The 14395-nt window shown below is 70.7% G+C and carries 13 protein-coding genes; all 13 read right to left on the bottom strand.

Annotated elements, in window-relative coordinates; all coding sequences use genetic code 11:
* Window positions 1-86: 86 nt before the first annotated feature.
* The 13 genes from ACIP5K_RS08725 to ACIP5K_RS08665 all read right to left on the bottom strand — a co-directional run bounded on the left by ACIP5K_RS08725 (window position 87) and on the right by ACIP5K_RS08665 (window position 14353).
* The gene (locus ACIP5K_RS08725) at window positions 87-1253 is read right to left on the bottom strand and encodes a DivIVA domain-containing protein (RefSeq protein WP_401406873.1); all 1167 of its coding nucleotides are present in this window, start codon (window positions 1251-1253) and stop codon (window positions 87-89) included.
* A 55-nt stretch (window positions 1254-1308) separates the two neighbouring features.
* The gene (locus ACIP5K_RS08720) at window positions 1309-1593 is read right to left on the bottom strand and encodes a YggT family protein (protein WP_353942048.1); all 285 of its coding nucleotides are present in this window, start codon (window positions 1591-1593) and stop codon (window positions 1309-1311) included.
* Window positions 1594-1668: 75 nt separating this feature from the next.
* Window positions 1669-2313: a cell division protein SepF gene (locus ACIP5K_RS08715; protein WP_401406870.1), complete on the bottom strand. Its 645-nt coding sequence runs from the start codon at window positions 2311-2313 to the stop codon at window positions 1669-1671.
* Between the two features lie 126 nt (window positions 2314-2439).
* Window positions 2440-3177, bottom strand: coding sequence for a YggS family pyridoxal phosphate-dependent enzyme (locus ACIP5K_RS08710; RefSeq protein WP_401406867.1), 738 nt, complete (start codon window positions 3175-3177; stop codon window positions 2440-2442).
* A 6-nt stretch (window positions 3178-3183) separates the two neighbouring features.
* Window positions 3184-3933 carry a peptidoglycan editing factor PgeF gene (gene pgeF, locus ACIP5K_RS08705; protein ID WP_401406864.1) on the bottom strand — a complete coding sequence of 250 codons (750 nt, stop codon included), beginning with the start codon at window positions 3931-3933 and terminating at the stop codon, window positions 3184-3186.
* Between the two features lie 24 nt (window positions 3934-3957).
* On the bottom strand, window positions 3958-5184 hold the full coding sequence (gene ftsZ, locus ACIP5K_RS08700) for a cell division protein FtsZ (protein WP_401406861.1): 1227 nt from the start codon (window positions 5182-5184) through the stop codon (window positions 3958-3960).
* A 297-nt stretch (window positions 5185-5481) separates the two neighbouring features.
* Window positions 5482-6279 (bottom strand): cell division protein FtsQ/DivIB, encoded by a 798-nt coding sequence (locus tag ACIP5K_RS08695; RefSeq protein WP_401406858.1) that lies wholly within the window; start codon window positions 6277-6279, stop codon window positions 5482-5484.
* 16 nt (window positions 6280-6295) lie between these two features.
* A complete protein-coding gene (murG, locus tag ACIP5K_RS08690; RefSeq protein WP_401406855.1) occupies window positions 6296-7387 on the bottom strand; it encodes an undecaprenyldiphospho-muramoylpentapeptide beta-N-acetylglucosaminyltransferase in 1092 nt (363 codons plus the stop codon).
* A gap of 6 nt (window positions 7388-7393) precedes the next feature.
* A complete protein-coding gene (gene ftsW / locus ACIP5K_RS08685; RefSeq protein ID WP_401407552.1) occupies window positions 7394-8710 on the bottom strand; it encodes a putative lipid II flippase FtsW in 1317 nt (438 codons plus the stop codon).
* An 85-nt stretch (window positions 8711-8795) separates the two neighbouring features.
* Window positions 8796-10238 (bottom strand): UDP-N-acetylmuramoyl-L-alanine--D-glutamate ligase, encoded by a 1443-nt coding sequence (gene murD, locus ACIP5K_RS08680; protein WP_401406852.1) that lies wholly within the window; start codon window positions 10236-10238, stop codon window positions 8796-8798.
* Entirely contained in the window at window positions 10220-11293 is a 1074-nt protein-coding gene (gene mraY, locus ACIP5K_RS08675; protein ID WP_401406849.1) for a phospho-N-acetylmuramoyl-pentapeptide-transferase, read from the bottom strand. Before mraY ends, murD begins: the two co-directional genes overlap by 19 nt.
* On the bottom strand, window positions 11290-12693 hold the full coding sequence (gene murF / locus ACIP5K_RS08670; protein ID WP_401406846.1) for a UDP-N-acetylmuramoyl-tripeptide--D-alanyl-D-alanine ligase: 1404 nt from the start codon (window positions 12691-12693) through the stop codon (window positions 11290-11292). Before murF ends, mraY begins: the two co-directional genes overlap by 4 nt.
* Before the next feature lie 4 nt (window positions 12694-12697).
* Window positions 12698-14353, bottom strand: a complete 1656-nt coding sequence (locus tag ACIP5K_RS08665; protein WP_401406843.1) for a UDP-N-acetylmuramoyl-L-alanyl-D-glutamate--2,6-diaminopimelate ligase — start codon at window positions 14351-14353, stop codon at window positions 12698-12700.
* Window positions 14354-14395 lie beyond the last annotated feature (42 nt).

The raw sequence follows: 14395 nt of genomic DNA, 5'->3' as shown, positions 1-14395 counted from the left end.
GCGAAAAGACCTCGGCCCGGATCGCAGAAACGATCCGGGCCGAGGTCTGAATGAACGCCGACGCCTCTAGGGCGCTACAGCCGGGCTCAGTTGTCGTCCTCGTCGATGAGGAAACCGCGCATCGGCGACGGAGCCTGACCCATCGGCTGCGGGCCCTGCGGCCGCACCGGAGCCATCGGCTGCGTCATGGCGGGCGACATCTGCTGCTGGCTGCCGTACGACGGGCCACCGGCGGACGGGTTGCCACCCATCGTCTGGTTGCCGCCGTAGGACGGGGCACCGGCACCGGCGGGAGCCATCGACGGCGCCGGGGACGGCGGCAGCGAGGCGGCGGCCGGGGTGCGCGGCGGAGCCAGCGAGTCGTCGGACTGGGACTCCAGCTGACGCAGCTGGGACTCCAGGTACGACTTCAGACGCGTGCGGTACTCGCGCTCGAAGCCGCGCAGGTCCTCGACCTTGCGCTCCAGCGTGGCGCGGGCGGACTCCAGGGAGCCCATCGCGACGCGGTGCTTCTCCTGCGCGTCCCGCTCCAGGGCGTCGGCCTTGGCACGGGCGTCGCGCTCGAGACCCTCGGCGCGGCTGCGGGCCTCACCGACGATCTTGTTGGCCTCGGAGCGGGCCTCGGCGATCGCCTGGTCGGCGGTCTGCTGGGCCAGCGAGAGGACACGGGCGGCGCTGTCGCCACCGGGGCCCTGACCGGGCTGGGGCATCTGCGGAGGACCGCCGTGGCCGCCCATGGGGCCGCCCATCGGACCGCCGAGCTGCGGCTGCTGGCCCATCGGACCCTGACCCATCGGACCCTGGCCCATCGGGCCGGGACCCTGCGGGCCGCCCTGCGGACCGTGGCCACCGGGGCCGGCCGGAAGCTGCGGGGCACCGCTCGGCAGCTGCGGCGGACCGCCCATGGGGCCGCCCATCTGCTGCTGCGGCGGGCCAGATATCCCGGCGGGCACCGGAGCGCCCGGGCCGCGCATGCCCTGCGGGGGACCCTGCTGGTCCTGCGGACCACCGGGGCCGTCGGGGCCACCGGGGCCGCCCGGACCCTTGCGCATCCCGCCCTGCTGCTGGTTCTGCGCGGCGGCGCGCGTGGCAGCGGCCAGCTTCGCGCGCAGATCCTCGTTCTCACGCAGGAGACGGGTCAGTTCGGCTTCGACCTCATCGAGGAAGGCATCGACCTCGTCCTCGTCATAGCCTTCTCGGAGGCGGACGGTCGTGAACTGCTTGTTCCGCACGTCCTCGGGGGTCAGCGGCATCTCTTCACCTCAACGTTGTCGTCGGCATTCGGCAAGACCGTAGTTGACATCGCGCTCACAGGCCGCTCACGACAGTGATCAGAATGTAGACGATGATCATCAGTACGAAGAAGGACAGGTCGAGCGCCACGCCCCCGAGACGCAGCGGCGGAATGAACCGCCGCAGAAGCTTGAGCGGTGGATCAGTGACAGTGTAGGTGGCCTCCAGAACGACCACCATCGCCTTGCCGGGTTGCCACGAGCGGGCGAACTGGAAGACATAGTCCATGACCAGCCGGAAGATCAGCACGATGAGGAAACACATCAGCGCGATGTAGACCACATCCAAAACCACGCCCATGTCGGTGGTTCCCTCTCCCCTGTGACTCGTGCCTCATGACTAGTACTGAGCTAGTCGTTGAACTAGTGCTGCGTCTCAGCTCTGGTTGAAGAACCCGCCCTCTGCGATGCGGGCCTTGTCCTCCGCCGTGACATCGACGTTAGCAGGCGACAACAGGAACACCTTCTGAGTCACCCGCTCGATGCTGCCGTGCAGACCGAAGACAAGACCGGCGGCAAAGTCGACAAGTCGCTTCGCGTCGGTGTCGTCCATCTCCGTCAGATTCATGATCACCGGGGTGCCCTCGCGGAAGTGTTCCCCGATGGTACGGGCCTCGTTGTAGGTCCGCGGGTGCAATGTGGTGATGCGGTAGGGCTCCCGCTCGGACACGACCTTGGGCATGATCACCGGTGCGTTCTTCTCCAGGCTCTGACGTTCAGGTGTGATGGATGCCACGGGGGCGATTCGTGCCGGACGTCCCGATTCAGCGCCGAGCGAAGCCGAGGGGCGGACCGGCTCGCGCTGGGCGGGCGGCTGCACCGCTCGTACCGGTTCGTCCTCTTCGATCACTGAACGGGCGTTGTGTGACGGGTGCGACGGCTCGTGCCGCCGACGGTCACGCTCGGGTTCCGGGTCGAGCTCGGGTTCGAAGTCGTCGTCGGGGTCGAACCCCCGGCCGTCGTACCCATCGTCCTCCACGAGGCCGAGGTAGACCGCCATCTTGCGCATCGCGCCGGCCATGCTCTGAGTCCTCCGCTCTGTGGTGGATCGGCTGACGTCAACCAAAGTGCCCGCGATCCACGTGATCTCCCCGCCCATCAGCGAGAATGACCATATTTTCTGCTGTGGTCCGACTTCTTGGCGACGTTACCCGAGCCTCGGCCGGACACCGAGGACCGCCGTACCGACGCGCACATGTGTCGCTCCGGCCGCCACGGCCTGCTCGAGATCCGAACTCATCCCTGCCGAGACCATGTTCGCAGCCGGATGGGCCGCGCGCAGGGCAGTCGACAAATCCATGAGGTGCTCGAACGCCGCCTGTTGCCGTCCCGCGTACGCGCCGGTGAGCGGTGCGACGGTCATCAGCCCGTCGAGCCGCAGCCCCGGCGCCTGCGCCACCCGCGCGGCCAACTCCGCCACCCCGCCGGGCGCCACACCGCCGCGCTCGCCCCGCCCGTCGCCCGCCGCGACGTCCGCGTCGAGCGCGACCTGGATCAGGCAGCCCAGTTCCCGCTCGGCGCGCACCGCCTCCCGGGACAGCGCCGTGACGAGCTTCGCCCGGTCCACGGACTGCACCAGATCGGCATAATCCACCACGGAACGCACCTTGTTGGTCTGCAACTGACCGACGAAGTGCCAGGTGAGCGGGAGGTCCGCGCAGGCGGCCGCCTTGGGCGCGGCGTCCTGGTCCCGGTTCTCCGCCACGTGCCGCACGCCGAGCCCGGACAGGATCCGGACGTCACTCGCGGGGTAGGTCTTGGTGACCACGATGAGGGTGACGTCCTCGCGCTTGCGCCCGGCGGCGGCGCAGGCGGCGGCGATACGTTCCTCCACCCGGGCCAGGTTGGTGGCGAGTTCGTCCTTGCGTCCCTGAAGGTCCGTCATGTCGTTTCAGTCCAGCCAGACATAGCTCGCGAGGCGCCCGGTGGTGCGCTCGCGGCGGTACGAGAAGTGGTCGTGCGACTCCAGCGTGCAGACCGGCGACGAGCGCCGGTCGCGCACCCCGAGCCGTTCGAGTTGCGCGTGCACACCGGCGGTCACGTCGACGGCCGGGGTGCCCCAGCGGGTCTCGGCGTACGCCGCCGGCTCGATCTCGGCGATCTCGGCCCGCATGTCGGCGGGGACCTCGTAGCACCGCCCGCAGACGGCGGGTCCGGTGCGGGCGACGATCCGGTCCGGCTCCGCGCCGAGCTCCACCATCGCCCCGACCGTGGCGGGCACGACCCCCGCGATCATCCCGGGCCGGCCCGCGTGTGCGGCGGCAACGACCCCGGCGACCGGGTCGGCGAGCAGCACCGGGGTGCAGTCCGCCGTGAGCACGGCGAGGGCGAGCCGCGGTCGCACGGTGACCAGGGCGTCCACGCTCGGCACGTCGGCGTCCGTGGCCCAGGGCCCGTCCACCTCCACGACGTCCGGCCCGTGCACCTGGTTCATCCAGACGACCCGGGCCGGTTCGAGGCCGAGGGCCCGGGCGGCCAGCTCCCGGTTGCGGAGCACCGCGTCGCGGTCGTCCCCGACCGCCCCGCCGAGATTGAGCTCCTCGTACGGAGCGGCGCTCACCCCGCCCCACCGGTCGGTGAAGGCGAAGTGGGCGCCGCTGGCCGGGGACGCCGCGGGTGCGGCGTCGAGCTGTCCTATCACTTCAGTGGTCCGAGCTTGCCGAGGTCACTTCAGGAAGTCCGGGACGTCCAGCTCCTCGGCCTGGCTGTCCGGGTAGGACGGCCGGGGCACGTGGGGCGGGGCGACCGGGGCCGAGGGGGCCTCGCTGACCGGGGCGGGCGCCTCGGCCGGCTCCGGCTTGAGCTCCTCGCGCGGCGTGACGCTGCCGAGGCTGCCGAAGGTCGGGCGGGAGGGCTCGGGAGCCGAGGCGGCACGGGCCGCCGCGGCCGGGTCCTCACGCTTGACCGACGACGAGCTGATCACGTTCTCCCGCTTGGCCGGCGGCTGTCCGCCGTCGAACCCGGCGGCGATCACCGTGACCCGCACCTCGTCGCCGAGGGCGTCGTCGATGACGGCACCGAAGATGATGTTCGCCTCCGGGTGCGCCGCCTCGCTGACCAGCTGCGCGGCCTCGTTGATCTCGAAGAGACCGAGGTCCGAGCCGCCGGAGATGGAGAGCAGCACCCCGCGGGCGCCGTCGATGGACGCCTCCAGGAGCGGCGAGGAGATCGCCATCTCGGCCGCCGCCACCGCGCGGTCGTCGCCGCGGGCCGAGCCGATGCCCATGAGGGCGGACCCGGCTTCGGACATCACCGACTTGACGTCGGCGAAGTCGAGGTTGATCAGACCCGGGGTGGTGATCAGATCGGTGATGCCCTGGACACCGGAGAGCAGGACCTGGTCCGCCGACTTGAACGCGTCGAGGACGGAGACCTGCCGGTCCGAGATGGACAGGAGCCGGTCGTTCGGAATGACGATGAGGGTGTCGACCTCTTCGCGGAGCTCGGCGATGCCGTCCTCCGCCTGGTTCGCCCGGCGCCGTCCCTCGAAAGTGAACGGGCGGGTGACCACGCCGATCGTGAGGGCGCCGAGCGAGCGCGCGATGTTGGCCACGACGGGCGCGCCGCCGGTGCCGGTGCCGCCGCCTTCACCGGCGGTGACGAAGACCATGTCGGCCCCCTTGAGGACCTCCTCGATCTCCTCGCGGTGGTCCTCTGCCGCCTTGCGGCCGACGGCCGGATTGGCTCCGGCGCCGAGTCCGCGGGTGAGTTCACGGCCGACGTCGAGCTTGACGTCCGCGTCGCTCATCAACAGGGCTTGCGCGTCGGTGTTGATGGCGATGAACTCGACGCCCTTGAGACCGACCTCGATCATCCGGTTGATGGCATTGACACCACCGCCGCCGACACCGATGACTTTGATGACTGCGAGGTAGTTCTGCGGTGCTGCCACGTCGAAGGCCTCTCGCCTCGAGTTACGTGTCGTCGCTCGCCTTCTGCGCTGCGACGACTGATGCCGAATTGGGGCGGTCCGGACGACTAGTTGACTCCTAGTCGGCTGCCGACCCGAACCCTAACGCTGAAGTTTAGGGTTACCAGTGTGTCTGTTCCCTGGACTCTTCCGAACCTGACACTAAGTCGACAAGTGGCGCCCGTTCAACGAACACGCCGAACCTCCCGTTTTTCTTTTCACCCTATGTGATCAGCCGTAGCGCTGCCCAACCAGGGTGCTGGCCTGCGCGGATGTGCGTCAACTCGCCGCTGACGCAGGGGCGGTGGGAACGCTGACATCGAAGTGCCGTGCCTTCGGAGCGGCTTTCATGAGGGCGGCGAGAGCGTGTACCTTCTGCGCGCCGTTCTCCCCGCTTCCCCAGACGACGGTCCGGCCGCCGGTGAGTTCCAGCGAGATGTCGTCGTAGGAACGGACCTTGACGGTCCGGGTGTCGCGGGCCACCGCGGCGGGCAGCCGGCCCGCCACCCGGACCGCTTCCCTGGTCAGCCGCTCGGGGCCGAAACGGCGCAGACTGGCCGCGGCGCCCCGCCGGTCGGGGGTCAGTTCCAGTCGCGGAACGCCGTCCGGCGCCTTGTCGACCGTCGCGAAACGTACGCCTTCGCGGTCGACTTCGACGAATCTGCCCGTATTCCGCTCGTCCGCGGCCATCAGAACGGGCTTGCGTTCCGTCACTTTCAGCGCGATTCCGTGCGGCCAGGAACGGACCACGTCGACCACGTCGATCCGGGGCAGTTTCTGCCGCATTCGGTCCGCGATGGCATCCGTGTCGACGGAAATCAGCGGGGATCCGACCGGGACCGCGGCCGCGTCGCGCACCTGGGCGGGCGTCAGGACCGCGGTCCCGGTGACCGTGACCCGTTCCACACGCAGCCATTGCGAGCCGTAGAGCGACCAGGTGCCGCCCGCCCCGATCAGGACGAGCAGCACTCCGGTCACGACGAGGGTGCGCATCCGCGGCCGGCGGAAGCGGGGCGGGGGCGGACCGGCCTCGTGGGCCCGGGCGTCCTCTCGGTCCGTCACAGCCGATCCGGCCACGCTCGCTCCTTCTACGTCACTGGTGACGCGAGTTGATCGCCTCATACACCATGCCGACGAGCAGGTCGTCGGCGTCCCGGCGGCCGAACTCGGACGCGGCGCGGGACATCTCGAACAGCCGGTGCGGATCGGCGAGCACGGGAAGGACGTTGCCCAGGATCCACTCCGGGGTCAGCTCCGCGTCGTCGACCAGCAGACCACCGCCGGCCTTGACCACCGGCTGGGCGTTGAGCCGCTGTTCGCCGTTGCCGATCGGCAGCGGGACGTAGGCGGCCGGGAGCCCGACGGCGGAGAGTTCGGCGACGGTCATCGCGCCCGCGCGGCAGAGCATCATGTCGGCCGCGGCGTACGCGAGGTCCATCCGGTCCACGTACGGTACCGGGATGTAGGGGGGCATCCCCGGCATCTGCTGCACCTGCGGCAGTTCGTTCTTGGGTCCGACCACGTGCAGGATCTGGATGCCGGACTGCTGGAGCAGCGGGGCGACCCGCTGGACGACCTCGTTGAGCCGGCGCGCGCCCTGGGAGCCGCCGGAGACCAGCAGCGTCGGCAGGTTCGGGTCGAGGCCGAAGGCGGCGCGGGCCTCGGGGCGTACCGCGGCGCGGTCCAGCATGGCGATGGTGCGGCGCAGCGGGATGCCGATGTAGCGGGAGTTACGCAGCTTGCTGTCCGGGCTGGAGACGGCGACCTGGGCCGCGTACCGGGAGCCGATCTTGTTGGCGAGGCCGGGCCGGGCGTTGGCCTCGTGCACGATGATCGGCACCCCGAGCCGCTTCGCGGCCAGATAGCCGGGCAGCGCCACATAGCCGCCGAAGCCGACCACGGCGTCCGCCTTGGTGCGCTCCATGATCTGCTCGGCGGCCTTGATGGTGCCGCGCAGCCGTCCGGGCACGGTGATCAGTTCAGGGGTGGGCTTGCGGGGCAGCGGGACGGCGGGGATCAGCGCCAGCTCGTAGCCACGCTCGGGTACGAGCCGCGTCTCGAGCCCCCTCTCCGTGCCGAGGGCCGTGATGCCCACGGTCGGGTCCTGCCTGCGCAGGGCGTCCGCGAGGGCGAGCGCCGGCTCGATGTGGCCGGCGGTCCCCCCACCGGCGAGTACGACATGCACCGAAATTCACCGCTCTCCGGACGTACGCGCCGTGGCGCGCCGTCGCATCGTGTTCCATCTCATCCCACGCTCCCCCGAGGTTCGCCGCATGGCGAGGGCCGCCCGCGCCGCCGGCTCGTCCCGCGCGAACGCGATCAGGAGCCCCACGGCGAACATGGTCGGCAGCAGTGCGGAACCTCCGTACGAGAACAGCGGGAGCGGGACGCCGGCGATCGGCAGCAGGCCGAGCACCGCACCGATGTTGACCACGGCCTGCGCCGTGATCCAGGTCGTCACGCCTCCCGCGGCGTATCGAACGAAGGGGTCCTCCGTGCGTCCGGCCACGCGGATACCCGCATAGCCTAGAGCCGCGAACAGGGCGAGCACCGACAGTGTCCCGGCCAGGCCCAGTTCCTCACCGGTGATGGCGAAGATGAAGTCCGTGTGCGCTTCGGGAAGTTGACCCCATTTTTCCACACTCGCGCCGAGGCCGGAACCGAAGAATCCGCCCGAGGCCAGGGCGTAGATCCCGTGCAGTCCCTGCCAGCACATGTCGTCGGGGCCCGCGTCGGCCCGGCCCAGGCAGGCCAGCCGGGCCATCCGGTTGGGGCTGGTCTTGATGAGCATGATGCCGATGGCGCCCGCGACGCAGAGCACGCCGACGAAGAGCCGGGTGGGCGCTCCGGCCATCCAGAGAAGGCCGAAAAGGATGGCTGTGAGGAGGATCGCGGTGCCCATGTCGCCGCCGAGCATGATCAGGCCGAGCAGCAGGAAGGCGACCGGGACCAGGGGCACCAGCATGTGCTTCCACTGGGTCAGCAGCCGCTTGTCGTGCTTGCGGGCCAGCAGGTCGGCGCCCCACAGGATCAGGGCGAGCTTGCCGAACTCGCTGGGCTGGAGCATGAAGGGGCCGCCGAGCGAGATCCAGTTCTGGTTGCCGTTGATCGACACCCCTATCCCCGGGATCTGCACGAGGGCCATCAGGAACACGCTGACGGCGAGGATGGGATAGGCGAGGGCGCGGTGCAGTTTCACCGGCATCCGCATGGCGAGCACCAGGAGCACCGAGCCGATGACGGCGGCGAGGAACTGCTTGCGGAAGAAGTAGGAGCCGGTCAGGCCCATCTGGAGGGCCGTGATCATCGACGCGGAGTACACCATCACCAGGCCGAGGCCGGTGATGAGCAGCGCGGAGCCGAGGATCAGGTAGTAGGCGGTGAGCGGCCGGTCCCAGGCGCGGCGTGCCCGGGTGTACAGGCGGCTCAGCGGATTGGCCCGGGCCCGGTAGACCTTGCTGGTCCTGCGCGGTGGTGCGGCGGGGCGCTTGGTGGCGCTACCGGCCATCACGGACCCCCGTTCCGCAAGCGGTCTGCGCTGCCACGTCCCCTCCCGAAGGGTGCCCGGCGTCACCGGGCACCCGGGGGTCCCCTCAGACGCTGGTGGCGTCGAGTCCGCGGACTGCTTCCGCGAACGCCTCGCCACGCTGGTTGTAATTGGTGAACATGTCCATCGACGCACAGGCCGGAGCCATCAGTACGGTGTCCCCCGGGCGGGCGAGCCGTGCTGCCTCCCGGACCGCCGCCGACATCGCCCCAGTGTCGGTCCGGTCGACGTCGACGACGGGTACTTCCGGCGCGTGTCGCTCCAGGGCTTCTCGGATCAGGCCACGGTCGGCGCCGATCAGGACGACGCCCCGCAGCCGCCGTGCGGAGCCCGCGACCAGCTCGTCGAAGGTGGCTCCCTTGGCGAGCCCGCCCGCGATCCACACGAGGGACTCGTACGAGGCCAACGACGCCTGTGCGGCATGGGTGTTGGTCGCCTTGGAGTCGTCCACGTACGCGACCCCGGCCACGTCGGCGACGTGCGCGATGCGGTGCGCGTCCGGCGTGAAGGCGCGCAGTCCGTCGCGTACGGCGGCGGGCTCGACGCCGAAGGAGCGGGCGAGGGCGGCCGCGGCCAGGGCGTTGGCGATGTTGTGCGGGACCGACGGTCGCACGTCGGTGACCTCGGCCAGTTCCTGCGCGTTCTGCTGCCGGTCCGCGACGAAGGCGCGGTCGACCAGGATGCCGTCCACGACGCCGAGTTCGGAGGGGCCGGGCGTGCCGAGGGTGAAGCCGATGGCCCGGCAGCCCTCCTCGACGTCGGCCGCGCGGACCAGGTCCTCCGTGGCCTTGTCCGCGACGTTGTAGACGCAGGCGATGCGGTTGCCCTCGTAGATGCGGCCCTTGTCGGCGGCGTACGCCTCCATGGTGCCGTGCCAGTCGAGGTGGTCGGGCGCGAGGTTCAGCACGGCGCCGGAGAGGGCGCGCAGCGACGGGGCCCAGTGCAGCTGGTACGAGGACAGCTCCACGGCGAACACGTCGTAGGCGTCGTCGCCCTGGAGGACGACGTCGATGATCGGTGTGCCGATGTTGCCGACGGCGGCCGTGCGCAGCCCCGCGGCCTCCAGGATCGAGGCGAGCATCTGCGTGGTCGTCGTCTTGCCGTTGGTGCCGGTGACGGCGAGCCAGGGGGCGGCGTCGGGGCCGCGCAGCCGCCAGGCGATCTCCACGTCGCCGACGACGTCGACGCCGCGGGCGCGGGCCGCGTCGAACAGCGGGCTGCCGGGCTTCCAGCCGGGCGAGGTGACGACCAGTTCGGTGCCCTCGGGCAGCGTGGTCGCGTCGCCGAGGCGGACGCGGACGCCCGCCTCCTCCAGCAGGGCGGCCTTCTCGCGGTGGGCGGGGCCGTCACCGCCGTCGACGACGGTGACGGACGCGCCGAGGCCGGCCAGGGCGCGGGCGGCGCTGAGGCCGCTCACGCCGAGACCGGCGACGGTGATGTTCCTGCCGTCCCACGGGTGCTGGGGCGTGGTCACTTCTTGGCTGCCCATCCTGCGTAGAAGAGGCCGAGTCCGACGATCACGCACATGCCCTGGATGATCCAGAACCGGACCACGACAAGGACTTCGGACCACCCCTTGAGTTCGAAGTGGTGCTGGAGCGGTGCCATCCGGAAGACCCGCTTGCCGGTCATCTTGAACGAGCCGACCTGGATGACCACGGACATCGTGATCATCACGAACAGGCCGCCCAGGAGGGCGATCAGCAGCTCGGTGCGCGAGCAGATCGCGAGGCCCGCGAGGGCGCCGCCGAGGGCGAGCGAGCCGGTGTCGCCCATGAAGATCTTGGCCGGTGAGGTGTTCCACCACAGGAAGCCGAAGCAGGAGCCCATGAGCGCCGATGCCACGACCGCCAGGTCGAGTGGGTCTCTGACCTCGAAACAGGCGCCGGGGTTGGTGAGGCTCTGCGCGTTGGCGCAGGACTCCTGGAACTGCCAGACGCCGATGAAGGTGTAGGCGCCGAAGACCATCACGGAGGCGCCGGTGGCGAGGCCGTCGAGGCCGTCGGTCAGGTTCACGCCGTTCGACATCGCGAGGATCATGAACAGCGCCCAGACCACGAAGAGCACCGGGCCGATCGTCCAGCCGAAGTCCTCGACGAACGAGAGCTTGGTGGAGGCCGGGGTGTTGCCCCGGACGTCCGCGAAGTTGATGGCGAGCAGCGCGAAGGCGATGCCGACGATCAGCTGTCCGGCCATCTTCGCCTTGGCCCGCAGGCCCAGCGAGCGGCGCTTGACGATCTTGATGTAGTCGTCGAGGAAGCCGACCAGGCCCATGCCCGCCATCAGGCCGAGGACGAGCAGGCCCGACAGGGTCGGGGCGGCGCCGGTGATCAGCTTGCTGAGGAAGTACGCGATGAGCGTCGCCAGGATGAAGGCGATGCCACCCATGGTGGGCGTACCGCGCTTGCTGTGGTGCTCGCGCGGGCCGTCGTCACGGATGTACTGGCCGTAGCCCTTGCGGGCCAGCAGCTTGATGAGCAGCGGGGTGCCGACCAGGGTCAGGAAGAGACCGATGACACCCGAGAAGAGGATCTGCTTCATCATCGGGCATCAGCCCCGCCCTGTACGTCGTCGAGGAGAGCCTGCGCAACGCTCTCCAGGCCCACCGACCTGGACGCCTTCACGAGCACGACGTCTCCCGGGCGCAGCTCGCTGCGCAACAGGTGGACCGCCGCCTGTGCGTCGGACACGTGCACCGACTCCTCACCCCACGAACCCTCGTTATAGGCGCCCAGTCGCAGCCAGGACGCTTCCCTGCCCCCGACTGCCACGAGCTTGCTGACGTTGAGCCGGACGGCGAGCCGTCCGACCGCGTCGTGCTCGGACAGCGCGTCGTCGCCGAGCTCGGCCATCTGGCCGAGCACCGCCCACGTACGACGCCCCTTGCCCATGGCCACCAGGGCGCGGAGAGCCGCGCGCATGGACTCGGGGTTCGCGTTGTAGGCGTCGTTGACGATCGTGACGCCGTCCGGGCGCTCGGTGACCTCCATCCGCCAGCGGGACAGGGTGCCCGCCTCGGAGAGCGCGAGGGCGATCTCCTCCACGGACATGCCAAGGTCGTGGGCGACGGCGGCCGCAGCGAGCGCGTTCGACACGTGGTGCTCACCGTACAGGCGCAAGGTCACTTCGCTGCACCCGGAGGGTGTGCGAAGGCTGAAGGAGGGGCGGCCGTTCTCCGTGAGACGGACGTTCTCGGCACGAATGTCGGCTTCGGCGGCTTCTCCGAAGAGCAGCACCCTCGCCTTCGTGCGCGAGGCCATCGCCTTCACCAGCGGATCGTCGGCGTTGAGGATCGCCGTGCCGTCGGCGGGGAGCGCCTCGACCAGCTCGCCCTTGGCCTGCGCGATCTGCTCGCGGCCGCCGAACTCGCCGATGTGCGCGGTCCCGACGTTGAGGACGAGGCCGACCTTCGGGGGCGTCAGGTCCGTCAGGTAGCGGATGTGGCCGATGCCGCGGGCGCCCATCTCCAGGACGAGGAACTGGGTCTCGTCGGTGGCGGAGAGGGCGGTGAGCGGCAGCCCGATCTCGTTGTTGAGCGAGCCGGGGGTGAAGACCGTGGGGGCCTTGCTCCGCAGCACCTGGGCGATGAGGTCCTTGGTGCTGGTCTTGCCGGCCGAGCCGGTCAGCGCGACGAGGGTGGCGCCGAGCCGGGCCACGACGTGCCGGGCGAGTGCGCCGAGCGCCGCCGTGACGTCGTCGACGACGATGGCCGGCGCGCCCACGGGCCGGGTGGCCAGGACCGCGACGGCGCCCCGGGCGACCACGTCGGCGGCGTAGTCGTGGCCGTCCACGCGCTCACCGGCGAAGGCCGCGAACAGGCTGCCGGGCTCCACCTCGCGGGAGTCCCTGACCACCGGTCCGGTGACCCGGACCCGCGGATCCGGTATGTCGTACGTCTGCCCGCCGACGACTGTGGCGATCTCGGCGAGGGAGAGGGCGATCACAACTTCATCCCTGGGTCTGCTCGATGGCTTCGCGAAGCACCAGGCGGTCGTCGAAGGGACGCACCACCCCGGCGATGTCCTGTCCCTGCTCGTGGCCCTTGCCGGCGACGAGCACGGTGTCGCCGGGCTCGGCGCGCGCGACGGCGGCGGCGATGGCGGCGGCCCGGTCCTCGAAGACGGCGACGTCGGCGCGCTCGTGGGCGGGCACGTCGGCGGCGCCGGCGAGCATCGTCGCGAGGATCGCGAGGGGGTCCTCGGAGCGGGGGTTGTCGGAGGTGAGGATGGCCGTGTCGGCGAACCGCGCGGCGGCGGCGCCCATCGGCATCCGCTTGGTGGTGTCCCGGTCGCCGCCGCAGCCGAGCACGATGTGCAGCTTGTTCTCGGTGACCTTGCGCAGCGCCTTGAGGACGGACTCGACGGCGTCGGTCTTGTGGGCGTAGTCGACGACGGCGAGGTAGTCCTGGCCGGCGTCCACCCGCTCCAGGCGGCCCGGGACGCCCGGCACGGCGGCGACGCCGTCGGCCGCGGTCTGCGGGTCGATCCCGGCGACGGCGAGGGTCACGATCGCGGCGAGGGTGTTCGCGACGTTGAAGGGGCCCGGCAGCGGCGCCTCGGCGGTGATCCGCTCGCCCTTGGGGCCGACGACGGTGAGCGTCGAGCCGAGCTGGCCGACCTCGACGTCCTCGGCGCGCCAGTCGGCGTCGGGGTGGCCCTCGGCGGAGAAGGTGACGACGGGGACCTCGGACTCGTCGATGAGCCGGCGGCCGTACTCGTCGTCGTAGTTCACGACGCCCTGCTTGCTGCGTGCGCGCGTGAACAGCTGCGCCTTCGCCTGGAAGTAGTCCTCCATGTCCCGGTGGAACTCCATGTGCTCCGGGCTGAGGTTGTTGAAGACGGCGACGTCGAAGACGCAGCCGTCGACCCGGCCGAGCACGAGGGCGTGGCTGGAGACCTCCATGGCGACGGCCTCGACGCCGCGCTCGCGCATGACCGCGAACAGCGCCTGGAGGTCGGTGGCCTCGGGGGTGGTCCGCTCGGACTTGATCCGCTCGTCGCCGATGCGCATCTCGACCGTGCCGATGAGCCCGGTGGAGCGCACGGTCCGCAGACCGCCCTCGACCAGGTACGCGGTCGTGGTCTTCCCGGACGTGCCGGTGATGCCGATCTGGAGCAGGTCGCGGCCGGGGTGGCCGTAGAGGGTGGCGGCCAGCTCGCCCATGTGTCCGCGCGGGTCGTCGACGACGAGCGCGGCGAGCCCGGCGGCGGCGACGCGGTCGGCGCCGGCCGGGTCGGTGAGCGCGGCGACGGCGCCGAGGCTCGCGGCCTGCGCGGCGAAGTCGGCGCCGTGGGCGCGGGCTCCGGGCAGGGCCGCGTACAGGTCGCCGGGGCGAACCGCACGGGAGTCATGGGTGATGCCGGTGACCTCGACCGTGGCCTGGGGTGCGGCGACGCCCAGCTGACCAGCCAGTTCCGCGAGGGGTGCGGCGGTGATCTCGGCCGGTCGCGGCGGCCCGGGATATGTCACGGGTGCGCCCTTCTGGGTGGTTTGGGACTGATCAGCGTGTGGCACGGCGGTGAGCGTACCGGGCCGGGCCCGCCCTGGGCGAAGCGAGGGGCGTGGCGCGGGCCGGTTCCCTGGATCGGGGGTGATGGTTGTCACGGGGTCTTCAGGCTGTCTTCACGGTGTGGAGTGATCATGGTC

The organism is Streptomyces sp. NPDC088785, assembly GCF_044750685.1.
Classification (GTDB): domain Bacteria; phylum Actinomycetota; class Actinomycetes; order Streptomycetales; family Streptomycetaceae; genus Streptomyces.
Note: the sequence above shows the minus strand (reverse complement) of the source record. Positions and strands in the feature narration are given on the sequence as shown.

What these genes read in the sequence shown, in the direction of transcription:
- ACIP5K_RS08725 (WP_401406873.1), bottom strand. Translation starts at nt 1,253, where the DNA reads ATGCCGCTGACCCCCGAGGACGTGCGGAACAAGCAGTTCACGACCGTC.
- ACIP5K_RS08720 (WP_353942048.1), bottom strand. Translation starts at nt 1,593, where the DNA reads ATGGGCGTGGTTTTGGATGTGGTCTACATCGCGCTGATGTGTTTCCTC.
- ACIP5K_RS08715 (WP_401406870.1), bottom strand. Translation starts at nt 2,313, where the DNA reads ATGGCCGGCGCGATGCGCAAGATGGCGGTCTACCTCGGCCTCGTGGAG.
- ACIP5K_RS08710 (WP_401406867.1), bottom strand. Translation starts at nt 3,177, where the DNA reads ATGACGGACCTTCAGGGACGCAAGGACGAACTCGCCACCAACCTGGCC.
- ftsW (WP_401407552.1), bottom strand. Translation starts at nt 8,710, where the DNA reads ATGGCCGGTAGCGCCACCAAGCGCCCCGCCGCACCACCGCGCAGGACC.
- murD (WP_401406852.1), bottom strand. Translation starts at nt 10,238, where the DNA reads ATGGGCAGCCAAGAAGTGACCACGCCCCAGCACCCGTGGGACGGCAGG.
- mraY (WP_401406849.1), bottom strand. Translation starts at nt 11,293, where the DNA reads ATGATGAAGCAGATCCTCTTCTCGGGTGTCATCGGTCTCTTCCTGACC.